17 protein-coding genes and 6 tRNA genes are annotated in these 23,690 nt (G+C 58.7%); 19 read left to right on the forward strand and 4 right to left on the reverse strand.

All coding sequences use genetic code 11. The features are described 5' to 3' along the window. Positions 1 to 24: 24 nt before the first annotated feature. From chiP to nagE, 3 genes are all read right to left on the reverse strand, one after another. Entirely contained in the window at positions 25 to 1,428 is a 1,404-nt protein-coding gene (gene chiP, locus ACJ8OK_RS08310; RefSeq protein WP_004939945.1) for a chitoporin ChiP, read from the reverse strand. A gap of 578 nt (positions 1,429 to 2,006) precedes the next feature. Next, positions 2,007 to 3,671 carry a glutamine--tRNA ligase gene (gene glnS, locus ACJ8OK_RS08315; RefSeq protein ID WP_033633924.1) on the reverse strand — a complete coding sequence of 555 codons (1,665 nt, stop codon included), beginning with the start codon at positions 3,669 to 3,671 and terminating at the stop codon, positions 2,007 to 2,009. 240 nt (positions 3,672 to 3,911) lie between these two features. Beyond that, the gene (gene nagE / locus ACJ8OK_RS08320) at positions 3,912 to 5,948 is read right to left on the reverse strand and encodes an N-acetylglucosamine-specific PTS transporter subunit IIBC (protein WP_033633925.1); all 2,037 of its coding nucleotides are present in this window, start codon (positions 5,946 to 5,948) and stop codon (positions 3,912 to 3,914) included. 334 nt (positions 5,949 to 6,282) lie between these two features. On the opposite strand from nagE, the gene nagB reads away from it, so the two are divergent. From nagB to ACJ8OK_RS08380, 12 genes are all read left to right on the forward strand, one after another. Next, positions 6,283 to 7,083: a glucosamine-6-phosphate deaminase gene (gene nagB, locus ACJ8OK_RS08325; RefSeq protein WP_004939952.1), complete on the forward strand. Its 801-nt coding sequence runs from the start codon at positions 6,283 to 6,285 to the stop codon at positions 7,081 to 7,083. 18 nt (positions 7,084 to 7,101) lie between these two features. Next, the gene (nagA, locus tag ACJ8OK_RS08330; RefSeq protein ID WP_261238355.1) at positions 7,102 to 8,241 is read left to right on the forward strand and encodes an N-acetylglucosamine-6-phosphate deacetylase; all 1,140 of its coding nucleotides are present in this window, start codon (positions 7,102 to 7,104) and stop codon (positions 8,239 to 8,241) included. 27 nt (positions 8,242 to 8,268) lie between these two features. Continuing rightward, entirely contained in the window at positions 8,269 to 9,489 is a 1,221-nt protein-coding gene (gene nagC, locus ACJ8OK_RS08335; protein WP_004939956.1) for a DNA-binding transcriptional regulator NagC, read from the forward strand. A gap of 67 nt (positions 9,490 to 9,556) precedes the next feature. After that, entirely contained in the window at positions 9,557 to 10,309 is a 753-nt protein-coding gene (locus tag ACJ8OK_RS08340; protein ID WP_004939957.1) for an HAD-IIA family hydrolase, read from the forward strand. A 190-nt stretch (positions 10,310 to 10,499) separates the two neighbouring features. Then, positions 10,500 to 11,942 carry a carbohydrate-binding protein gene (locus ACJ8OK_RS08345; protein WP_166729662.1) on the forward strand — a complete coding sequence of 481 codons (1,443 nt, stop codon included), beginning with the start codon at positions 10,500 to 10,502 and terminating at the stop codon, positions 11,940 to 11,942. A gap of 274 nt (positions 11,943 to 12,216) precedes the next feature. Continuing rightward, entirely contained in the window at positions 12,217 to 13,881 is a 1,665-nt protein-coding gene (gene asnB, locus ACJ8OK_RS08350; protein WP_004939961.1) for an asparagine synthase B, read from the forward strand. A 219-nt stretch (positions 13,882 to 14,100) separates the two neighbouring features. Next, positions 14,101 to 14,177 (forward strand) — tRNA-Met (locus ACJ8OK_RS08355). A 16-nt stretch (positions 14,178 to 14,193) separates the two neighbouring features. Next, positions 14,194 to 14,278 (forward strand) — tRNA-Leu (locus ACJ8OK_RS08360). A 30-nt stretch (positions 14,279 to 14,308) separates the two neighbouring features. Continuing rightward, a tRNA-Gln gene (locus tag ACJ8OK_RS08365) sits at positions 14,309 to 14,383 on the forward strand. Between the two features lie 44 nt (positions 14,384 to 14,427). Continuing rightward, positions 14,428 to 14,502, forward strand: a tRNA-Gln gene (locus tag ACJ8OK_RS08370). A 41-nt stretch (positions 14,503 to 14,543) separates the two neighbouring features. Then, positions 14,544 to 14,620: transfer RNA gene (locus ACJ8OK_RS08375), tRNA-Met, on the forward strand. Between the two features lie 4 nt (positions 14,621 to 14,624). After that, positions 14,625 to 14,699 (forward strand) — tRNA-Gln (locus ACJ8OK_RS08380). 87 nt (positions 14,700 to 14,786) lie between these two features. Here the strand turns inward: ACJ8OK_RS08380 and ubiF are convergent. Continuing rightward, positions 14,787 to 15,968 carry a 3-demethoxyubiquinol 3-hydroxylase gene (gene ubiF / locus ACJ8OK_RS08385; RefSeq protein WP_033633927.1) on the reverse strand — a complete coding sequence of 394 codons (1,182 nt, stop codon included), beginning with the start codon at positions 15,966 to 15,968 and terminating at the stop codon, positions 14,787 to 14,789. Positions 15,969 to 16,165: 197 nt separating this feature from the next. On the opposite strand from ubiF, the gene miaB reads away from it, so the two are divergent. From miaB to ACJ8OK_RS08420, 7 genes are all read left to right on the forward strand, one after another. After that, on the forward strand, positions 16,166 to 17,590 hold the full coding sequence (miaB, locus tag ACJ8OK_RS08390) for a tRNA (N6-isopentenyl adenosine(37)-C2)-methylthiotransferase MiaB (protein ID WP_033633929.1): 1,425 nt from the start codon (positions 16,166 to 16,168) through the stop codon (positions 17,588 to 17,590). A gap of 118 nt (positions 17,591 to 17,708) precedes the next feature. Continuing rightward, positions 17,709 to 18,044, forward strand: a complete 336-nt coding sequence (locus tag ACJ8OK_RS08395) for a zinc ribbon domain-containing protein YjdM (RefSeq protein WP_004939967.1) — start codon at positions 17,709 to 17,711, stop codon at positions 18,042 to 18,044. A gap of 234 nt (positions 18,045 to 18,278) precedes the next feature. Then, positions 18,279 to 19,334: a PhoH family protein gene (locus ACJ8OK_RS08400; RefSeq protein WP_004939969.1), complete on the forward strand. Its 1,056-nt coding sequence runs from the start codon at positions 18,279 to 18,281 to the stop codon at positions 19,332 to 19,334. Continuing rightward, the gene (ybeY, locus tag ACJ8OK_RS08405) at positions 19,331 to 19,804 is read left to right on the forward strand and encodes an rRNA maturation RNase YbeY (protein ID WP_004939970.1); all 474 of its coding nucleotides are present in this window, start codon (positions 19,331 to 19,333) and stop codon (positions 19,802 to 19,804) included. The genes ACJ8OK_RS08400 and ybeY overlap by 4 nt, the downstream gene beginning before the upstream one ends. Before the next feature lie 85 nt (positions 19,805 to 19,889). Next, on the forward strand, positions 19,890 to 20,768 hold the full coding sequence (gene corC, locus ACJ8OK_RS08410; protein WP_004939973.1) for a CNNM family magnesium/cobalt transport protein CorC: 879 nt from the start codon (positions 19,890 to 19,892) through the stop codon (positions 20,766 to 20,768). A 7-nt stretch (positions 20,769 to 20,775) separates the two neighbouring features. Further along, entirely contained in the window at positions 20,776 to 22,305 is a 1,530-nt protein-coding gene (gene lnt / locus ACJ8OK_RS08415; protein WP_015376946.1) for an apolipoprotein N-acyltransferase, read from the forward strand. Between the two features lie 394 nt (positions 22,306 to 22,699). Further along, positions 22,700 to 23,596 (forward strand): amino acid ABC transporter substrate-binding protein, encoded by an 897-nt coding sequence (locus ACJ8OK_RS08420; RefSeq protein ID WP_004939976.1) that lies wholly within the window; start codon positions 22,700 to 22,702, stop codon positions 23,594 to 23,596. Positions 23,597 to 23,690 lie beyond the last annotated feature (94 nt).

Below are 23,690 nucleotides of genomic sequence, written 5' to 3' on the forward strand. Positions count from 1 at the left end.
CCGGCGACGAGGCCGGGGAACGCATCAGAAGATGGTGAATGGCGCGATGACCATGAACTTGACGTCTTTCTCGTCCTGGAAGATGTTGCCGTAACCGCCGCCCCAGCTCGGGATGTTGGTGTGGTTGTCATACTGGGTGTAGTGCAGCTTGATCAGCGTGCCCTTGGCGCGCCCTTCCTGGATGGTGTACATCGCGTCCAGGCTCCAGGCGCTCTCTTTCAGGCGCTGGCTCTGATCGTAGATCGGGTTGGTGCTCGGCTTGGCGTCCCAGGCGTAAACGTAGGAGCCGCCGACCGCCATGCCCGGCAGGTTCCAGTTGCTGAGGTCATACATCACGCCGGCGTACACCGCTTTCTCGCCGTTGGCGTTAAAGTCGGAGCGGTTATCCCACCACACATCCAGGCGGCCGTTGGACGAGGCGTAGGTCGGGGTCATGCGCTGCAGGAAGAAGCCCTGGTTGCCTTCCGCCTTGACCATGGTGCCTTCCAGACGCCAGTTGAACTGGCCGGTGGTGTAACCGAAGGTCAGCGCCTGCAGCCAGGCCAGCCCGTCGTAGATGCTGTTCGGATCGTTCTTGTCGCTGATGCGATCTTCCGCACCGTAGAACTGGTAACTGGTGGTCAGCGGGTTGCCCAGCACATCGAATTTGTAAGACGCCTTGGTGAAGTACTGATTCACGTAACCCTGGGCCTGGCCGAAGGCGGCTTCCAGCACCAGATCGTTTTTGAAATCGTACTTGGCGCCCAGCGAGTGCAGGTAGGAGACGCGGGTTTTCTTATCGTTCTGGCGGAAGTCGTCCACCTCGATATGCCACGGCGCCTTGTATTTGTCGGCCCACATGTAGGAGAAGCTCAACGCGCCGGCATCGCCGTAGTCGAACTTGGCGCCGGCCTCGGCGCCCTGATAGGTGCCCGGCATAAAGCTCCAGTGCGGCGCCAGCAGGGTTTGGCCGCTCGGCTGAATATAGCCGGCGCGCGCCCAGACCGGGCCGTATTTGAACTTGGCGGCGGCTTTGTACAGGCTGACGCCGCCTTTGTCACCGGAATAGTCTTCGTCGTAGGTACGGTTTTTTGAGGAGAACGCGATCTCGTTCGGGTGGCCGCTGGCGCTGGATTCAGCCAGCTCGATGGCGGTAAAGGCACCGACATCCAAGCCGAACATGTCCCAGGCGTAGCCCGAGGCGAAATCCAGGCTCAGGTTGGCGGTAGAGTGCGACAGGTTGGTGGTGTATTGGTTGTAATCCTTGCTGTCCGGATTGAGATCTTTACGGTCGCGCTCACGTTGCCAGTAATAGATGCCGCCGGTCAGCGTGGAATCATCGATAAACCCTGCGGCTTTCGCCTCAGGCGCCATGGCAAACCCTGTTCCCAACAGCGCGCCCGCGACTGCGAGCGCCAGCGTTTTACGCTGAGCACCGTGCGTACCCATATTGAAATTCCTCTTTGACTTAACTTAAAAGTTGCAGCCGCCTGTGTTCACCACTGCCCTGCACGACTGCCAATAAAAAACCCGAACGGGTAAAAAAAATTGCCGACGAGATGTTATTCCCACAGCACTAATTGCTACAGACAGACTATTTTTCGCGACGCGAATTATCAAATGAAAAATGCGGGAGATTTGTCAAAATATGACAAGGAGCACATATCAGTGAGATTTTGTTACGCCAGTGTTCATGGAAGGTGTCGAATAAAAAATTCAATTAAATCAGAATAAATTGAGATACAAGGTCAACCAGAGACGATTAATGGTTTCAGCCTGACCAAATCCGTCATTCAGACAATAAAAATTGAGAGCGCTCTCCAAATGAAATTAATTCGCATCACGAATATATAAGTAAAAATTAAGGCTATTAAGTCCAATATCAGAAAACTTATTGATTAACGCACCGAGGTTAATTAAGCACAGCCCGGAATAACGCTGCAGGAATAGATGATTTGCTCAATGGCAGACATAAAAAAAGCGCGGCCTAAGCCGCGCTGATTCATTAATTTCCAAGGCGAATAAGATTAGCCTTCGATTTTCGCCCAGGTATCACGCAGGCCAACGGTGCGGTTAAACACCAGATGGTCGGCCGACGAGTAACGGTTGTCGGCACAGAAGTAGCCTTCACGCTCGAACTGGTAGGCCTTCTCCGGCTGGGCTGCCGCCAGACTCGGCTCAACGAAACCGTGCTTGATGACCAGCGATTCCGGGTTGATGGTAGAGAGGAAATCCTCCGCCGCGCCCGGGTTAGGCACGCTGAACAGGCGATCGTACAGGCGAATTTCCGCCGGCAGCGCGTGCGCCGCGGACACCCAGTGGATCACGCCCTTCACCTTGCGGCCGTCGGCAGGATCTTTGCTCAGCGTTTCCGCATCGTAGCTGCAGAAGATGGTGGTGATCTCGCCCGCTTCGTCCTTCTCGACGCGCTCGGCCTTGATCACGTACGCATTGCGCAGACGCACTTCCTTGCCCAGCACCAGACGCTTGTACTGCTTGTTGGCTTCTTCGCGGAAGTCGGCGCGATCGATATAGATCTCGCGGCTGAACGGCACATCGCGGCTGCCCATTTCCGGCTTGTTCGGGTGGTTAGGCATGGTGACCATTTCCACCGCATCGCCCATGTTCTCGATGACGATTTTCACCGGATCCAGCACCGCCATGGCGCGCGGGGCGTTCTCGTTCAGATCGTCGCGAATGCAGGATTCCAGCGCCACCATCTCGACGTTGTTGTCTTGCTTGGTCACGCCGATGCGCAGGCAGAACTCGCGAATCGAGGCGGCGGTATAACCGCGGCGGCGCAGACCGGAGACGGTCGGCATGCGCGGGTCATCCCAACCTTCGACGATCTTCTCGGCCACCAGTTGGTGCAGCTTGCGCTTCGACATGATGGCGTATTCGAGGTTCAGACGCGAAAACTCGTACTGCCGCGGGTGGCAAGGAATGGTGATGTTATCCAGCACCCAGTCATACAGACGGCGGTTATCCTGGAACTCCAGGGTGCACAGCGAATGGGTGATCCCTTCCAGCGCATCGGAAATGCAGTGGGTGAAATCGTACATCGGGTAGATGCACCATTTGTCGCCGGTCTGGTGGTGTTCGGCGAACTTGATGCGGTACAGCACCGGGTCGCGCATCACGATAAACGGCGAAGCCATATCGATCTTGGCGCGCAGGCAGGCGGCGCCTTCGGCGAACTCGCCGTTGCGCATCTTCTCGAACAGCGCCAGGTTCTCTTCCACGCTGCGGTCGCGGTACGGGCTGTCTTTGCCCGGCGAGGTCAGGGTGCCGCGATATTCACGGATCTGCTCCGGCGACAGCTCATCGACGTAGGCCAGCCCCTTGGTAATCAGCTCAACCGCATACTGATGCAGCTGATCGAAATAGTCTGAGGAGTAATGAACGTTGCCGCTCCACTCAAAGCCCAGCCACTCCACGTCGTGCTTGATTGACTCCACGAACTCGATGTCTTCTTTCACCGGGTTGGTGTCATCGAAACGCAGGTTGCACTGGCCCTGATAGTCCTTGGCGATGCCGAAGTTCAGGCAGATGGACTTGGCGTGGCCGATATGCAGATAGCCGTTAGGCTCCGGCGGGAAACGGGTATGTACCGACGTGTGTTTCCCCGACGCCAGATCTTCATCGACGATCTGACGGATAAAATTGGTTGGGCGGGCTTCAGCCTCACTCATTTCACTGTTCCTCAATGCAAAGCGCTACACATAACCGCCTATGATCCAACAAGCCACGTCTGGAAACAACCGTTTGTTTCACGAAAAATGCGGCATATTGCACCATCGGCGCGCAGCGCACCGCCGTGGAGCGAGATGGGATAAAAAAAGCGGGAAGAGATCGCTCTCTTCCCGCCAAGTCGGGGCAAACTCCGCCATGATGCGTGACCGGCCCCGGGTACTACTCAGGTAAAAACAGCCTTATTTCTGGATCTCGTACAGCTTGGTCTGACCGGCGACCACAGAGCCGCTGGCCAGCGCCGCCAGGCCGGCATAGTCGTCAGAGTTGCTGACTACCACCGGGCTTATCATCGAACGCGCATTGGCGTTCAGGTAATCCAGATCCAGTTCCAGAATCGGTTGACCGGCTTTCACTTCCGCGCCCTCTTCCACCAGGCGTTTGAAGCCCTGGCCTTCCAGCGCGACGGTGTCGATCCCCATGTGCACCACGATCTCAGCGCCCTTGTCGGTTTCCAGGCAGAAGGCGTGGTTGGTATTGAAGATTTTCACCACGGTGCCGTCAGCCGGCGACACCACGATGTTGTCGGTCGGGCGAATCGCCAGGCCGTCGCCTACCGCCTTGCTGGCGAAGGCTTCGTCCGGCACCTGATCGAGTGCCACCACTTCACCGGTTACCGGCGCCACCAGCGTTTCAAACGCGGCTTTCGGCGCGTTCGGCACCGCCTGCGGTTTGGCTTCTGCAGCAGGGGCCGCCGCCGGAGCCGCCGCTGCCGCTACCGGGCCGGACGCGATCACGTTGCGCATCGCGCTGGCGATAAGTTCGGCACGGGTGCCGACGATCACTTGCACGCTTTGCTTGTTCAGGCGGATAACGCCCGATGCGCCGAGGCGTTTCGCCAATGCGTCGTTCACCAGCGCGGAGTCTTTCACGTTCAGGCGCAGACGGGTGATGCAGGCATCGATGCCGGTCAGGTTGTCGGAACCGCCGATCGCGCCGACGTAGCGACGGGCCAGCGTGGTGGTTTCGTTCTCGTCTTTACCGGCGTTGCTGTCGACGTTGACGTCGTAGCCGTCGGTTTCGTCACCGGCAACCGCCAGTTCGCGGCCCGGGGTCATCAGGTTGAACTTATTGATAGTGAAGCGGAACACCACGTAGTAGATGACGAAGAACACCAGGCCTTGCGGGATCAGCATGTACCAGTGAGTCGCCAGCGGGTTGCGGGAAGACAGCACCATATCCACCAGGCCGGCGCTGAAGCCGAAACCGGCGATCCAGTGCATGCTGGCGGCGATGAACACCGAGATACCGGTCAGCACGGCGTGGATCACGTACAGCACCGGCGCCACGAACATGAAGGAGAATTCCAGCGGTTCGGTGATACCGGTAAAGAAGGCGGCGAACGCGGCCGCCAGCATGATGCCCGCCACTTTGGCTTTGTTCTCAGGACGCGCGCAGTGATAAATGGCCAGCGCCGCACCCGGCAGACCGAACATCATAATCGGGAAGAAGCCCGCCTGATAACGGCCGGTGATGCCGACAACCGCTTTACCGGCTTCGATCGACTGCTGGCCGCCGAGGAAGTTAGGAATATCGTTGATGCCGGCCACGTCGAACCAGAACACCGAGTTCAGCGCGTGGTGCAGGCCAACCGGAATCAGCAGGCGGTTGAAGAAGGCATAGATGCCCGCGCCGACCGAGCCCATTTTCTGGATGTGTTCACCGAAGTTCACCAGACCGTTGAAGATCACCGGCCAGATGTACATCAGAATGAAAGCCACCAAGATCATCAGGAAGGAGATGAGGATCGGCACCAGGCGGCGGCCGCTGAAGAACGACAGCGCCTTAGGCAGCTCGACGCCGCTGAAGCGGTTGTACACTTCGGCGGAAATGATGCCCACCAGAATACCGACGAACTGGTTCTGGATCTTGCCGAACGCGGCAGGCACCTGATCCAGCGGGATCTTCTGAATCATCGACACGGCGGCCGGCGAACAGAGGGTGGTCAGCACCAGGAAACCAACGAAGCCGGTCAACGCGGCGGCGCCGTCCTTGTCTTTGGACATACCGTAGGCCACGCCGATAGCGAACAGCACCGACATGTTGTCGATGATAGCGGAGCCGGATTTAATGAAGAAAGCGGCGAGCGCGTTGTCGCCGCCCCAACCAACAGGGTCAATCCAGTACCCGACGCCCATCAAGATGGCGGCGGCGGGCAGCGTGGCGACCGGCACCATCAGCGCCCGTCCCACCTTTTGCAAATAACTAAGAATGTTCACCTTTTCCCCCTATGTTGTCCGCGGACGGACCCTATTAGTAGTTTATTTGGAGCTCTCACTACCTTTTTAGAAAAAACGCATGGCACGTATCACTCATGCCGAGTGTAAAAAATTTATTTTGTATCGCAAATTAAAACCTCCCTTTTTGTGATAAATATCACCAAAAAGTAGTCTTTACCTCCCAGATTGCTGGCCATCACACAAAACTTATTTTATCATTCAAAAAATCAACCGGACGGACGATTCACGCGAGAATCATAAAGCTGGGTTACGCTTAGGACTCCCGCAGGCCCGTACAGTATAGCTTTAGTTTACTTATCCCAAGAGGTGTTAGATGAGACTTATCCCACTGAAAGATACCGCACAAGTCGGCAAATGGGCCGCGCGTCATATCGTTCAACGCATCAACGCATTCAAGCCAACCGCAGAGCGCCCGTTTGTACTCGGCCTGCCTACCGGCGGCACGCCGCTGGAAGCCTACAAACATCTGATTGCGATGCACAAAGCAGGTGAAGTAAGCTTTAAGCATGTTGTGACTTTCAACATGGACGAGTACGTTGGCCTGCCGCAGGAACACCCGGAAAGCTACCACACCTTCATGTACCGCAACTTCTTTGATCACGTTGATATTCCTCGTGAAAATATCAACCTGCTGAACGGCAACGCCGCGGATGTCGACGCCGAGTGCCGCCAGTACGAAGAGAAGATCAAGTCTTACGGCAAAATTAACCTGTTCATGGGCGGCGTGGGCATCGACGGCCATATCGCGTTCAACGAGCCGGCTTCGTCCCTGGCTTCGCGCACCCGCATCAAAACGCTGACCGAAGACACCCGCATCGCCAACTCGCGCTTCTTCGGCGGCGACGTCAGCCTGGTGCCGAAATATGCGCTGACCGTCGGCGTGGGTACGCTGTTGGACGCGGAAGAAGTGATGATCCTGGTGACCGGCCACGCCAAGGCGCAGGCGCTGGAAGCCGCGGTGGAAGGCAACATCAACCACATGTGGACCATCAGCTGCCTGCAGCTGCACGCCAAAGCGGTGGTGGTGTGCGACGAACCGGCCACCATGGAACTGAAAGTCAAAACCGTCAAATACTTCCGCGAGTTAGAAGCGGAAAGCGTGAAAAGTCTTTAATCTTTGCAGGGGGCTACGATGTTCGCTTTAACCCACGGCCGAATCTATACCGGCCACGACGTACTTGATGACCATGCAGTCATTATCGCTGATGGGCTGATCGAGAAAGTCTGCCCGGTGGCTGAATTGCCCGCCGGCATCGAAACGCGCGACCTGGGTGGCGCCATCCTGGCCCCCGGGCTTATCGACGTGCAGTTGAACGGCTGCGGCGGCGTCCAGTTCAACGATTCGCTGGAAGCGATCTCGGAAGAAACGCTGGAGATCATGCAGCGCGCCAACGAGAAATCCGGCTGCACCAGCTATCTGCCGACGCTGATCACCAGCAGCGACGAATTCATGAAGCACAGCGTCGACGTGATGCGCGCTTATCTGCAAAAGCACCAAAACCAGGCGTTGGGCCTGCACCTGGAAGGGCCGTACCTCAGCCCGGTGAAAAAAGGCACCCACAACCCGGCGTTCATTCGCAAGCCGACTCAGGACATGATCGATTACCTGTGCGCCAACGCCGACGTGATCACCAAAGTGACGCTGGCGCCGGAAATGGTTGAGCCGCACTTTATCAAGCAGCTGACCGAGGCCGGCATCGTGGTCTCCGCCGGCCACTCGAACGCCACCTACGATCAGGCGCGCACCGGCTTCGCCGCCGGCATCAGCTTCGCCACCCACCTGTACAACGCCATGCCGTATATCACCGGCCGCGAACCGGGGCTGATGGGGGCTATCTTCGACACGCCGGAGGTCTATACCGGCATCATCGCCGACGGCCATCACGTGGCCTGGGCGAGTATCCGTAACGCCAAACGCCTGAAAGGTGATAAATTGGTCTTGGTCACCGACGCGACCGCACCGGCGGGTGCAGATATTGACCAATTTATTTTCGCCGGTAAAACAATATACTATCGGGACGGGCTGTGCGTGGATGAGAACGGCACCCTGAGCGGTTCCGCGCTGACCATGATCGAAGCGGTGCAAAACAGCGTCGAGCATATCGGCATCGCGCTGGACGAAGCGCTGCGCATGGCGACGCTGTACCCGGCGCGCGCGATCGGCGCCGATCGCCGTCTGGGCACCATCGAAGCCGGCAAGGTGGCTAACCTGACCGCCTTCACCCGTGATTTCAAGATCACCAAAACGCTCGTTAACGGTAACGAGGTTTAATTCAATGAACAGCGAGTAACATTATTGATGAGCACTGGCGGACAAGCACAAATAGGGAACGTTGACTTAGTCAAACAACTTAACGGCGCGGCAGTTTATCGCCTGATCGACCAACAGGGCCCGATCTCGCGCATTCAAATCGCCGAACTCAGCCAGCTCGCCCCCGCCAGCGTCACTAAGATTACTCGCCAGCTGCTGGAGCGCGGGCTGATCAAAGAAGTCGATCAGCAAGCCTCCACCGGCGGCCGCCGCGCGATCTCCATCGTGTCGGAAACCCGTCATTTCCATACCGTCGCGGTGCGTCTCGGCCGCCACGACGCCACCATCACGCTGTATGACATGAGCGGTAAATCGCTCAGCGAAGAACACTATCCGCTGCCGGAACGCACCCAGGAAACACTGGAGAATGCGCTGTTCGCCGCCATCGCCCAATTCATCGAAGCGAACCAGCGCCGCCTGCGCGAACTGATCGCCATCGCGGTGATCCTGCCTGGCCTGGTGGATCCGGCGCTGGGCGTGGTGCGCTATATGCCGCACATCAGCGTCAGCAACTGGGCGCTGGTAGACAACCTGCAGCAGCGCTTTAACGTCACCAGCTTCGTCGGCCACGACATCCGCAGCCTGGCGCTGGCGGAGCACTACTTCGGCGCCACCCGCGACTGTGAAGACTCGATTCTGGTGCGCCTGCACCGCGGCACCGGCGCCGGCATCATCGTTAACGGGCAGATTTTTCTCGGCAACAACGGCAACGTCGGTGAGATCGGCCATATCCAGATCGATCCGCTCGGCGAACGCTGCCACTGCGGCAACTTCGGCTGCCTGGAGACGGTGGCCGCCAACGCGGCGATCGAACAGCGCGTGCGCCAACTGCTGAGCCAGGGCTACCCGAGCAAACTGACGCTGGAAGACTGCGGCATCAACGCCATCTGCAAGGCCGCCAACCGCGGCGATCTGCTGGCCAGCGAAGTGATCGAACACGTCGGCCGCTATCTGGGCAAGGCGGTGGCCATCGCCATCAACCTGTTCAATCCGCAGAAGGTGGTGATCGCCGGTGAGATCACCGAAGCGGACAAGGTGCTGCTGCCGGCGATCCAGAGCTGCATCAATACCCAGGTGCTGAAGGACTTCCGCAAAAACTTGCCGGTGGTGACCTCCGAACTCAATCATCGCTCGGCGATCGGCGCTTTCGCCCTGGCCAAACGCGCGATGCTCAACGGCGTGCTCTTGCAGCGATTGCTGGAAAGCTGATCCGCCGCTTCTGGCAGGTGTGTTATCGTCACCCCTTGCCTGCCGTAATCATGAGAAACAGCGACAAATGAAAATCAAAAACGTTATATGCGATATCGACGGCGTGCTGCTGCATGACAATACGCCGGTGCCCGGCGCCGATCTGTTCCTGGCGCGCATCCAGGAACAAGGCATGCCGCTGGTGGTGCTGACCAACTACCCGTCACAGACCGCACAGGATTTGGCGAACCGCTTCGCCGCCGCCGGGCTGGAAGTGCCGGAGAGCGCGTTCTATACCTCGGCGATGGCCACCGCCGACTTCCTGCGCCGTCAGGAAGGCAAAAAAGCCTATGTGGTCGGCGAAGGCGCGCTGATCCATGAGCTGTACAAAGCCGGTTTCACCATCACCGACATCAACCCGGATTTTGTGATCGTCGGTGAAACTCGCTCTTACAACTGGGACATGATGCACAAAGCCGCCTACTTCGTCAGTAACGGCGCGCGCTTTATCGCGACCAATCCGGATAGCCACGGCCACGGCTTCTCGCCGGCCTGCGGCGCCCTGTGCGCGCCCATCGAGAAGATCACCGGCCGCAAGCCGTTTTATGTCGGCAAGCCCAGCCCGTGGATCATTCGCGCCGCACTGAACAAAATGCAGGCGCACTCGGAAGAGACGGTGATCGTCGGCGACAACCTGCGCACCGACATTCTGGCGGGCTTCCAGGCCGGCCTGGAAACCGTGCTGGTGCTGTCCGGCGTCTCCACGCTGAGCGACATCGAAACCATGCCGTTCCGTCCGAGCTACGTCTACCCTTCCGTCGCCGATATCACCATCTTCTGATGCGGCCATGGCGGCCGCCCGGCCGCCATTATTTCCTTCTCCCTCAGCGTCAGTTTGAATTTAATTCGTTCATGGCCACAAAAGGTTTCAGCCTGCCTGCGCTAAAAATCCTCATTATAAATTTACGCCCCGCCAATAGCTGATATTGCCGGCGAGCGGAAAACTCTTACCCCTAATTAATGAGGCTACCATGAGCACCAATAACATTATTAATGCCGTCGCCGCCGATGACGCGGCCATTATGCCGTCTATCGCCAATAAAAAGATCCTGATGGGTTTCTGGCACAACTGGGCCGCCGGCGCCAGTGACGGCTACCAGCAAGGGCAGTTCGCCACGATGAACCTGACCGACATTCCCGCCGAATACAACGTGGTGGCCGTCGCCTTTATGAAAGGCCAGGGCATCCCGACCTTCAAGCCTTACAACCTGTCCGACGCCGAGTTCCGCCGCCAGGTGGGCGTGCTGAACAGCCAGGGCCGCGCGGTGCTGATCTCCCTCGGCGGCGCAGACGCGCATATCGAGCTAAAGACCGGCGATGAAGACAAGCTGAAAGACGAGATTATTCGCCTGGTGGAAGTCTATGGCTTCGACGGCCTGGATATCGATCTGGAACAGGCGGCGATCGGCGCCGCCAATAATAAAACCGTCTTGCCTGCGGCATTGAAAAAAGTAAAAGACCATTACGCCGAGCAGGGAAAAAACTTTATTATCAGCATGGCGCCGGAATTCCCGTATTTACGCACCAACGGCACCTACCTGGATTATATCAACGCCCTAGAAGGCTATTACGACTTTATCGCGCCGCAATATTACAATCAGGGCGGCGACGGTATTTGGGTGGATGAACTCAACGCCTGGATCACGCAGAATAACGACGCCATGAAAGAGGACTTCCTCTACTATCTGACGGAAAGCCTGGTCACCGGCACCCGCGGCTATGCGAAGATCCCGGCGGCGAAATTCGTCATCGGCCTGCCAAGCAACAACGATGCCGCCGCCACTGGCTACGTGATCGACAAACAGGCGGTGTATAACGCTTTCTCGCGTCTCGACGCCAAAAACCTGTCGATCAAGGGCCTGATGACCTGGTCAATCAACTGGGACAACGGCAAGAGCAAAGCCGGCGTCGCCTACAATTGGGAGTTCAAAACCCGCTATGCGCCGCTGATTCAGGGCGGCGTCACCCCACCGCCGGGAAAGCCTAATGCGCCGACGGCGCTGACGGTCGCCGAGCTGGGCGCCACCTCGCTGAAACTGAGCTGGGCCGCCGCCACCGGCGCCTCACCGATCGCCAGCTACACCGTCTACCGCAACGGCAACCCGATCGGCCAAACCGCCGGTCTGTCGCTGGCCGACGGCGGTCTGACGCCGGCGACCCAGTACAGCTACTTCGTTACCGCGACCGACAGCCAGGGCAATACCTCGCTGCCGAGCAGCGCGCTGGCGGTCAAAACCGCCAACGACGGCACGCCGCCCGATCCGGGGGCGCCCGAGTGGCAGAACAACCACAGTTACAAGGCTGGCGACGTGGTGAGCTATAAAGGCAAGAAATATACCTGTATCCAGGCGCACACCTCCAACGCCGGCTGGACGCCGGACGCCGCCTTCACCCTGTGGCAGCTCATCGCCTAATCGCTAATCGATTGCCGGCCAAACTGGCCGGCAATCCCGCCATCACGCTAAAAATTGCATAATCGATAATTTTTCGCGTCGATAACTGAACATCCGTTAAAAACCACACCTAAGCAAACAACTATTTATCAACGCATGGCTAAAACACTTGCATCTCTCGCAGCTTTTGGCGCATTTTCATAACCACAGCGCAGCAAAACCGGGTTATCGCTGATAAATCGGCAATGCTGCCCATAACAACATCACAGTCATAAAAGCCCGTTAGGAGAGTTGTATGTGTTCTATTTTCGGTGTGCTCGATCTGAAGTCCGATCCCGTTGAACTGCGTAAGAAAGCGCTGGAGCTGTCACGTCTGATGCGCCACCGCGGCCCGGATTGGTCCGGCGTTTACGCCAGCGACAAAGCCATTCTGGCTCACGAACGCCTGTCGATCGTCGACGTCAATAATGGCGCTCAACCGCTGTACAACGCTGCGCACACCCACGTTCTGGCGGTCAACGGCGAAATTTACAACCATCAGGCGCTGCGCCAACAGTTGAGCGACCGCTACGCGTTCCAGACCGGTTCCGACTGTGAAGTGATCCTGGCGCTGTACCAGGAGAAAGGCCCGGACTTCCTCGACGATCTGCAAGGCATGTTCGCCTTCGCCCTGTATGACACCGAAAAAGACGCCTACCTGATCGGCCGCGATCACCTGGGCATCATTCCGCTGTACATGGGCCACGACGAGCACGGCAACCTGTACGTCGCCTCGGAAATGAAAGCGCTGGTGCCAGTGTGCCGCACCATCAAGGAATTCCCGGCCGGCAGCTACCTGTGGAGCCAGGACGGTGAGATTCGTGAATATTATCGCCGCGACTGGTTCGATTACGACAGCGTCAAGGACAACGTGACCGACGCCGCCGCCCTGCGCACCGCGCTGGAAGAGTCGGTGAAAAGCCACCTGATGTCCGACGTGCCTTACGGCGTGCTGCTGTCGGGCGGGCTGGATTCCTCGGTCATTTCGGCGATCACCAAGAAGTACGCCGCGCGCCGCGTGGAAGATCAGGAACGCAGCGAGGCCTGGTGGCCACAGCTGCACTCCTTCGCCGTCGGCCTGGAGGGCTCGCCGGATCTGCGCGCCGCGCAGGAGGTGGCCAACCATCTGGGCACCGTGCACCATGAAATCCACTTCACCGTACAGGAAGGCCTGGACGCCATCCGCGACGTGATTTATCACATCGAAACCTACGACGTCACCACCATTCGCGCCTCGACGCCAATGTACCTGATGTCGCGCAAAATCAAGGCGATGGGCATCAAGATGGTGCTTTCCGGCGAAGGCGCGGACGAAGTGTTCGGCGGCTACCTGTACTTCCATAAGGCGCCGGACGCCCGCGAATTCCACGAAGAGACCGTACGCAAACTGCTGGCGCTGCACATGTTCGACTGCGCGCGCGCCAACAAGGCGATGTCCGCCTGGGGCGTCGAAGCCCGCGTGCCGTTCCTGGACAAGAAATTCCTCGACGTGGCGATGCGCATCAACCCGAAAGATAAAATGTGCGGCAACGGCAAAATGGAAAAACACATCGTTCGCGAATGTTTCGAGTCCTATTTGCCGGCCAGCGTGGCCTGGCGCCAGAAAGAGCAGTTCTCCGACGGCGTCGGCTACAGCTGGATCGACACGCTAAAAGAGGTGGCTGCGCAGCAAATCAGCGATCAACAGCTCGAAACCGCGCGTTTCCGCTTCCCGTACAACACGCCGACCTCGAAAGAAGGCTACCTGTACCGCGAAATCTTCGAGGAGCTGTTCCCGCTGCCGAGCGCCGCCGAATGCGTGCCGGGCGGCCCGTCCGTCGCCTGCTCGTCCGCCAAGGCCATCGAATGGGACGAATCGTTCAAGAAGATGGACGATCCTTCCGGCCGCGCCGTCGGCGTGCACCAGGCCGCCTATAAATAATCGCGCGGCGTTTTCCCTTGGGGCGGGCCTCTTGGCCCGCCTTTTTGTTGCCTTTTCCGCCCGCCAACTGCCTGAATTGCCGATTTTATCGCCATAATGTTCACAACCCAGACAAACGGCGCTTCCGGGCGCTTTTTCGGGAAAAAACTTGTTGACGCAAATCGGTCATATACGCATAATGCGCCCCGCAACGCCGATGAAGGCAAAGCAAAAAAAGAGGGCTACGTAGCTCAGCTGGTTAGAGCACATCACTCATAATGATGGGGTCACAGGTTCGAATCCCGTCGTAGCCACCATCTCTTTTTTGCATTTGCGGGAGTGGCGAAATTGGTAGACGCACCAGATTTAGGTTCTGGCGCCGCAAGGTGTGCGAGTTCAAGTCTCGCCTCCCGCACCATTTCTCTTCATCGTCGGCGCAGTATGTTGATGGGGTATCGCCAAGCGGTAAGGCACCGGTTTTTGATACCGGCATTCCCTGGTTCGAATCCAGGTACCCCAGCCATATTCTTTCGGGAACGGGGTTTCAACATAAGATTTGTTTGCAGGTGGGGTATCGCCAAGCGGTAAGGCACCGGTTTTTGATACCGGCATTCCCTGGTTCGAATCCAGGTACCCCAGCCATAACAAACTGCTTGCAAATCAAAGAAGTAAAAAGTAACATCGGCTACGTAGCTCAGCTGGTTAGAGCACATCACTCATAATGATGGGGTCACAGGTTCAAATCCCGTCGTAGCCACCATAATTGGGGTGTCGCCAAGCGGTAAGGCTCTGGTTTCTGATACCAGCATACCCAGGTTCGAATCCTGGCACCCCAGCCATATTTAGAAAAGCCCGCTTCGGCGGGCTTTTTGCTGTCTGGCGTTCTGCCATCCTTAATAGGCCCAGCCGCAGCTGAGCCCTGTCGGTTACAATCCCAAGGCGTACTTCAACGCATGTTCTTTCAACTTGCCCGCCCGCTGCGCGGCCATCAGCGCCAGATTGCGCGCCACGTTCAGCGGAGCCAGATTATTGCTGAAGGCGGTATAAAATAGATCCATCCCGCTCTGCATCAGCAGATTGTCGGTACGGCGGCGGCGTTGATAGCGCAGCAGCACCGCCTCGCTGCTCCAGTCCTCTCCCTGCTCCCGCGCCTCGCTCAACACGCTCAGCAAGGCATCCACGTCGCGATATCCCAGATTGACGCCCTGTCCGGCCAGCGGGTTGATGGTATGCGCCGCATCCCCCAGCAGCGCCAACCCCGGCAGCACGTAGCGCTGCGCATGACGCCGCGTCAACGGGAACGATCCGGCGGCGTGCACCTTGACCGGGCCCAGCCGCGCTGGAAAAGCGGCGGCGATCTCGCGCTCCAGCTGCGCCGGCGGCATCGCCTGCAGTTGGCGAATGCGCTGCGGGCTGTCATACCACACCAGCGATGCCCAGCTGTCGTACAGCGGCAGGAAGGCGCGCGGCCCGGACGGGAAGAAGCGCTGCCAGGTCACATCCTGCTGCGGCGCGCCGGTATCGACGGTGATCAGCATGCACGCCTGACGATACTGCCAGCCGTTGGTGCCGATCGCCGCCAGCTTGCGCACCTGCGAGTTGGCGCCATCGGCGCCGATAACCAGCCGCGCCTGCAGCGTTTCACCGCTGTCCAGCGTCAACTGCCAGGCCTTGTCCGCCCGCTGCAGCGATTGCAGCCTGGCGGGGCACAGCAACGTCAGATTGGCGCACTGCGCGAACTGCTGCCACAGCGCCAGCTGCAGAATGCGGTTTTCCACCATAAAGCCCAGCTCCGGCAGCCCCAGTGACACCGCGTCGAACGCTACCCGCGACGATGCCCATTCCCAGGTCTCCAGCCGGCGATACGGCGCCGTGCGCATCGCCGTCACTGCGGACCAGGCGCCAAGCTGTTTCAGCAGCCCCACCGAGGTGCAGCCGATAGCGGAAATGCGCAGATCCGGCGGGCTTTGCGCCTCGAACGCCTGCGGCGCCTGATGTTCCAGCAACGCCACCGACCAGCCCGCCTGCGCCAGCCCGAGGGCCGCCGCCGCGCCGACCATGCCGCCGCCCACCACCACCGCGTCATACCGATTTTGAGATGTCTTCATATTGGCTATGTTTTCTGTGTGAATGCTCGCCATCCCACCCGGCATGGCGTTTTGCGCAGTGTACCGGATTTTCGCTTCGGCTTCAGGTTGCGTGCCATTTTCCCCCGCGCTGGTCACAACGGCGGCAAATGATTACAATACGCGCCCTGCATGTCGCGTAACGCAACTTTCGCTCCGCACTGAGTAATGGCAAGTCAATGACGAAAAAACTACATATCAAAACCTGGGGCTGCCAGATGAATGAGTACGATTCATCGAAAATGGCCGACCTGTTGAACAGCACGCACGGCTTCGAGTGGACCGAAAACGCCGAAGAAGCGGACGTGCTGTTGCTTAACACCTGCTCGATCCGCGAAAAAGCGCAGGAGAAAGTTTTCGCCATGCTGGGGCGCTGGCGCTTGCTGAAAGAAAAGAACCCGTCTGTCATCATCGGGGTCGGCGGTTGCGTGGCCTCGCAAGAAGGTGAACTGATCCGCAGCCGCGCGCCCTGCGTCGACGTGGTATTCGGCCCGCAGACCCTGCACCGCCTGCCGGAAATGATCAACCACGTCCAGGGCACCCGCAGCCCGGTGGTCGACATCAGCTTCCCGGAGATCGAAAAATTCGACCGTCTGCCGGAACCGCGCGCCGAAGGCCCGACCGCGTTCGTGTCGATCATGGAAGGCTGCAACAAATACTGCACTTTCTGCGTGGTGCCTTACACCCGCGGTGAAGAAGTGAGCCGCCCGAGCGACGACGTGCTGTTCGAAATCGCCCAGCTGGCGGCGCAGGGCGTGCGCGAGGTCAACCTGCTCGGCCAAAACGTCAACGCTTACCGCGGCGCCACGCATGACGGCGATATCTGCTCGTTCGCCGAACTGCTGCGCCTGGTGGCGGCCATCGACGGCATCGATCGCATTCGCTTCACCACCAGCCACCCTATCGAGTTCACCGACGATATCATCGCGGTGTACGAAGACACGCCGGAGCTGGTCAGCTTCCTGCATCTGCCGGTGCAGAGCGGTTCGGATCGCATCCTGACCATGATGAAACGCGCCCACACCGCGCTGGAGTACAAGGCGATTATCCGCAAGCTGCGCAAGGCGCGCCCGAACATTCAGCTCAGCTCCGATTTCATCGTCGGTTTCCCGGGCGAGAGCCAGGCCGACTTCGAACAGACCATGAACCTGATCGCCGACGTCAACTTCGACGTCAGCTTCAGCTTCATCTATTCGTCGCGCCCGGGCACCCCGGCGGCGGACATGGTTGACGACGTCAGCGAAGAAGAGAAAAAGCAGCGGCTGTACATTCTGCAGGATCGCATCAACCAGCAGGCGCTGCAGTTCAGCCGCCGCATGCTCGGCACCGTCCAGCGCATTCTGGTGGAAGGCACCTCGCGCAAAAGCGTGATGGAACTGGCCGGGCGCACGGAATGCAACCGTGTGGTAAACTTCGAAGGCACGCCTGACATGATCGGCCAGTTTGTCGACGTGGAAATTACCGAGGTGCTGACCAACACCCTGCGTGGCGCAGTGGTGCGCACCGAACAGCAGATGGATCTGCGCGTACATGAATCCCCGCAGTCGGTGATCGCCCGTACCCGCAAAGAAAACGCGCTGGGCGTCGGCATTTACCAGCCCTGACGCCGCGGCGGCCGCCTTATCGCCGCCCGTTCGCGCTACTCCTTACCGTTTCTCCGCCGGGCGTCCGCGCCCGGTGATGTTTTTTTTTATTTTTTTATTGTTGAAGAGGCGACATAACATGCAACTCCCACACTGCCCGAAGTGCAACTCCGAATACACCTACCAGGACAATGCCCTGTTCATCTGCCCTGAGTGCGCCCATGAGTGGAGCGACAGCGCCCCGGCGGAAGATCAGGACGCGCTGATCGTCAAAGACGCCAACGGCAACCTGCTGGCGGACGGCGACGCGGTCACCGTGATCAAGGACCTGAAGGTCAAAGGTAGTTCCTCGATGCTGAAAATCGGCACCAAGGTGAAAAACATTCGTCTGGTGGAAGGCGATCACAACATCGACTGCAAAATCGACGGTTTCGGCCCGATGAAACTGAAATCCGAATTCGTGAAAAAGAACTGATTCCCAGCTGTCTTGTCCTGTGATGACGCGGCGGGCTTTGCGCCCCGCCGCGTTTTTTCCTTGTCTTCCCTTGAATTCCGCCGACGGCGCACAGATAGATCAGCGGTAAACTTGCGCCGTTGCGGCGCACCATGAATAATTCAAGAAAGAGAGTATTCAGGCTCGTCCTGAACGCGCGCGTCCCGGACGCGCTATGTGACATCAACCAGGCCCGATGTGACCTAGAGGAATAGTTTGAACGTCGCAACACAAGAAATTTTGTTAGAGCCCGCAGACAACCAGCGTTTGCTCAGCCTGTGCGGCCCGTTTGATGACAACATCAAGCAACTCGAGCGCCGATTGGGCATCGAAATCAATCGCCGCGACAACCGTTTCAAGCTGGTCGGCAAGAACCTGTGCGTGGTCGCCGCCGCCGATATCCTGCGCCATCTTTACGTGGATACCGCGCCGATTCGCGGCGTGATCCCGGATATCGATCCGGAGCAAATCCATCTGGCGATCAAAGAGAGCCGGGTGCTGGAACAGGTGGCCGACAGCGTGCCGGATTACGGCAAGGCGGTCACCATTAAAACCAAGCGCGGCATGGTGAAACCGCGCACGCCTAACCAGGCGCAATACATCGCCAACATTCTCGATCACGACATCACCTTCGGCATCGGCCCGGCGGGCACCGGCAAAACCTACCTGGCGGTCGCCGCCGCGGTGGATGCGCTGGAACGCCAGGAAATTCGCCGCATTCTGCTGACCCGTCCCGCGGTCGAAGCCGGCGAAAAGCTGGGCTTCCTGCCGGGCGATCTGAGCCAGAAGGTCGATCCTTATCTGCGCCCGCTGTACGACGCCCTGTTCGAAATGCTGGGCTTCGAGCGCGTGGAGAAGCTCATCGAACGTAACGTGATCGAAGTCGCGCCGCTGGCCTATATGCGCGGCCGCACGCTGAACGACGCCTTTATCATTCTGGATGAGAGCCAGAACACCACCATCGAACAGATGAAGATGTTCCTGACGCGCATCGGTTTCAACTCGAAGGCGGTCATCACCGGCGACGTCACCCAGATCGACCTGCCGCGCAACCAGAAATCCGGTCTGCGTCACGCGGTGGAAGTGCTGTCGGACGTGGAAGAGCTGAGCTTCAACTTCTTCCACAGCGAAGACGTGGTGCGCCACCCGGTGGTGGCCCGCGTGGTCATCGCCTATGAGGCCTGGGAAGCGGCCGAACAGAAACGCAAAGACGCGATTGCCGAACAACGTAAGCGCGAGGCGCTCGCCGCCTCCGAGCAGGAGACACCATGAGCCAGGTGATTTTGGATTTGCAGATTGCCTGTGAAAGCAGCGACGGCCTGCCGGACGAGGCCACCTTCCAGCGCTGGCTGGAAGGCGTGCTGCCGCAATTTCAGGAAGAGGCCGAGGTGACCGTGCGTCTGGTGGACGAAGCGGAAAGCCACGAGCTGAACCTGACCTACCGCGGCAAAGACAAGCCGACCAACGTGCTCTCTTTCCCGTTCGAAGCCCCGCCGGGCATCGAGCTGCCGCTGCTCGGCGATCTGATCATCTGCCGCCAGGTGGTTGAACAGGAAGCGATTGAGCAAGGCAAGGCGCTGGAGGCCCACTGGGCGCATATGGTTGTCCACGGCAGCCTCCATCTGCTAGGGTATGACCACATCGAAGACGATGAAGCCGAAGAAATGGAGTCTTTGGAAACCGAAATCATGCACGGACTGGGCTATCCTGATCCGTACCTGGCGGAAAAAGACCCCGTCTGACGTCAGCCGTTTACCCTACAGCCCCTCTGCGGGGCTGTCGCTGACGCCCCTTAACTCTGACATGAGTGACAGTAACGAAAACGCCATGAGCGACGACCATTCACAAAGCAATGACAGCCCCAGTCCCAAGAAGGGGTTCTTTACTCTTATCCTTAACCAGTTGTTCCACGGCGAGCCCAAAAACCGTGGCGATCTGGTCGAGCTGATCCGCGATTCCGAACAAAACGACCTGATCGATCCCGATACCCGCGACATGCTGGAAGGGGTGATGGATATCGCCGAACAGCGCGTGCGCGACATCATGATCCCCCGCTCCCAGATGGTGACGCTCAAGCGCAACCAGACGCTGGAAGAGTGCCTGGACGTGATTATCGACTCCGCCCACTCGCGTTTCCCGGTGATCAGCGAAGACAAAGATCACATCGAAGGCATCCTGATGGCCAAGGATCTGCTGCCGTTCATGCGCGCAGATTCCGAGCCGTTCAGCATCGACAAGGTGCTGCGCACCGCGGTGGTGGTGCCGGAAAGCAAGCGCGTCGACCGGATGCTGAAAGAATTCCGCTCCCAGCGCTATCACATGGCGATTGTCATTGACGAATTCGGCGGCGTGTCCGGCCTGGTCACCATCGAAGATATCCTGGAACTGATCGTCGGCGAGATCGAAGACGAATATGACGACGAAGACGATCTGGATATCCGCCAGCTCAGCCGCCACATGTACACCGTGCGCGCGCTGGCCCCGATCGAAGACTTCAACGAAGCCTTCGGCACCCACTTCAGCGATGACGAGGTCGATACCATCGGCGGTCTGGTGATGCAGGCCTTCGGCCACCTGCCGGCGCGCGGGGAAACCATTGAAATCGAAGGTTACCTATTTAAAGTTGCCATGGCCGACAGTCGACGTATCATCCAGGTTCATGTAAAAATTCCGGACGATTCTCCACCACCGAAACTGGAAGATTAAATCCAACATGGCTAAAGCCTCATTACTTGAACGCCAGCGGGTTCGCGCCCTGCTGGCGCTGTTGTCAGGTGCCGGCGGGACGCTGGCGTTCTCGCCCTACGACTTCTGGCCCGCGGCCATCGTCTCCCTGTTCGGCCTGCTGGCCGTTACCCTCAATCGCACCACCAAACAGTCCGCCCTGCTCGGCTTTGTCTGGGGCTTCGGGCTGTTCGGCAGCGGCATCAACTGGGTGTATGTCAGCATCGCCGATTTCGGCGGCATGCCGTTCGCCGTCAACGTCTTCCTGGTGGTACTGCTCGCCGCTTACCTGTCGCTGTACACCGGGCTGTTCGCCGGGCTGCTGACGCGCCTGTGGCCGGCCACCAGTTGGTGGCGGCTGGCCATCGCCGCGCCGGCGCTGTGGCAGGTGACCGAATTCCTGCGCGGCTGGGTGCTGACCGGCTTCCCGTGGCTGCAGTTCGGCTACAGCCAGATCAACGGCCCGCTGAAGGGCATCGCGCCGCTGCTGGGTGTTGACGCCATCACCTTTGTGCTGATGGCCATCGCCGGCCTGCTGGTGTACGCCGTCAATCAACGGCGCCTGTCGGCAGCCGTGATCGCCGCCGCGCTGCTGCTGTTGCCGTGGCCGCTGCGCCAGCTGCAGTGGTTTACCCCGCAGCCGGAGAAAGCGGTGAACGTCGCCATGGTGCAAGGCAACATTCCCCAGTCAATGAAGTGGGATCCGAGCATCCTGCTCAGCACGCTGCAAACCTATCTGGACGAAACCCGCCCTTACATGGGCAAGGCGCCGATCATCATCTGGCCAGAGTCCGCCATCCCTGACTTCGAGCCGCGTCAGAACGGCTTCCTGACCATGATGGATGACCTGATGCGGGCGAAGAACAGCAGCCTGATCACCGGCATCGTCGATGCGCGCGCCACCCCACAAGGCGTGCAGGAATACAACAGCGCCATCGTGCTGGGCGAACCGACGCCGTACAGCTACCCGGCCAAAGATCGCTACAACAAGCATCACCTGGTGCCGTTCGGCGAATTCGTGCCGCTGGGTGAACTGTTGCGCCCTATCGCGCCGTTCTTCAATCTGCCGATGTCCGGTTTCAGCCGCGGCGACTACGTGCAGCCGCAGCTCAGCGTACGCGGCTACAACCTGACGGCGGCCATCTGTTACGAGATCGTGCTGGGCCAGCAGGTGCGCGATAACTTCCGCCCGGACACCAACTTCCTGCTGACCATCTCCAACGACGCCTGGTTCGGCCACTCCATCGGCCCGTGGCAGCACTTCCAGATGGCGCGCATGCGGGCGCTGGAGCTCGGCCGGCCGCTGCTGCGCAGCACCAATAACGGCGTCACCGCCGCGGTGGATGCAAACGGCGAGGTGATCGCCGAGATCCCGCAGTTTACCCGCCAGGTGCTCGAAGTGAAGGTCACGCCGACCACCGGCGTCACGCCTTATGCGCGCTTCGGCGCCACACCGCTGTGGGTGATTACCCTGCTGCTGGGCGGCTGGGCGCTGATGTTGGGCTTGCGCCGCAAATAATCCTCTTCGCCGGGGCGCGCCCGCCGCGCCCCGCGTTCCCGTCAATATCCCCGCCTCAGTCAGAAAACGTCGTTAAATCAACGCGGCTGGCACACTCCTTGCTTTTATCTATGGCGACATCGCGCGCCGGTTTACTTTTGCTGACGTTTTGTCGCACCTGCGCACATTTTGGGTGCATTAAGCGCACCGCGCGGGTGCGCCGACGTTTTGTTGCATTGATTTGGTGCGCGCGGCGTCTCAAAAAATGAAACATTTTAGTTTCAAGGTGTTCACAATCGGTTATTTTTTAACAGCGTTCAGTTCATAAGACTATCTTTATAACTTGAGCAATAAACAGTCGATTTAACCTGACGCTCTTTAGTCAGAGCCACAACAACAGCAAAGGAGTTGGACCATGCAAATGCGTAAATTGGCGTTATCGTTACTGCTGCTCGGTGCGGCAGGTAGCGTGGCGCATGCGGAAGACCTGACCGGTACGCTGAAGAAAATCAAAGACAATGGCGTGATCGTTGTCGGCCACCGCGAATCGTCAGTGCCGTTCTCCTACTACGACAACCAACAAAAAGTTGTGGGCTACTCTCAGGACTACTCCAACCAAATCGTTGAAGCCGTTAAGAAAAAGCTGAATGCGCCGAATCTGCAGGTGAAAATGCTGCCGATTACCTCGCAGAACCGCATCCCGCTGCTGCAAAACGGAACCTATGATTTCGAGTGCGGATCCACCACCAATAACCTCGAGCGCCAGAAACAGGCCGCCTTCTCCGACACCATTTTCGTGGTCGGCACCCGCTTGCTGGTGAAAAAGGGCTCCGACATCAAAGACTTTAAAGACCTGGCCGGCAAACCGGTGGTGGTCACCTCCGGCACCACCTCCGAAGTGCTGCTGAACAAGCTGAACGACAGCGACAAGATGAACATGCGCATCATCAGCGCCAAAGACCACGGCGATTCCTTCCGCACACTGGAAAGCGGCCGCGCCGTGGCCTTCATGATGGATGATGCCCTGCTGGCGGGCGAACGCGCCAAGGCCAAGAAACCGGATCAGTGGGAAATCATCGGCACGCCGCAGTCGAAAGAGGCCTACGGCTGCATGCTGCGCAAAGACGATCCTGAGTTTAAAAAGCTGGTCGATGACACTATCGCCCAGGCGCAAACCTCCGGTGAAGCGGCCAAGTGGTTTGAGAAATGGTTCAAGCAGCCTATTCCACCGAAAAACCTCAACATGAACTTCGAACTGTCGGACGACATGAAGCAACTGTTCAAAGAGCCAAACGACAAAGCGTTGAACTAAATAGAACAAAAGCCGGCGCGGCCGCCAGGCCAAACCGGCCCAGTTGATGACTGGGACAGACAGGAATGAGGGGGGCCGTTCCCCTCCCTCATTT

This window comes from Serratia sp. CY71090, from assembly GCF_052166845.1.
GTDB classification, from domain to species: Bacteria; Pseudomonadota; Gammaproteobacteria; order Enterobacterales; family Enterobacteriaceae; genus Serratia; species Serratia nematodiphila.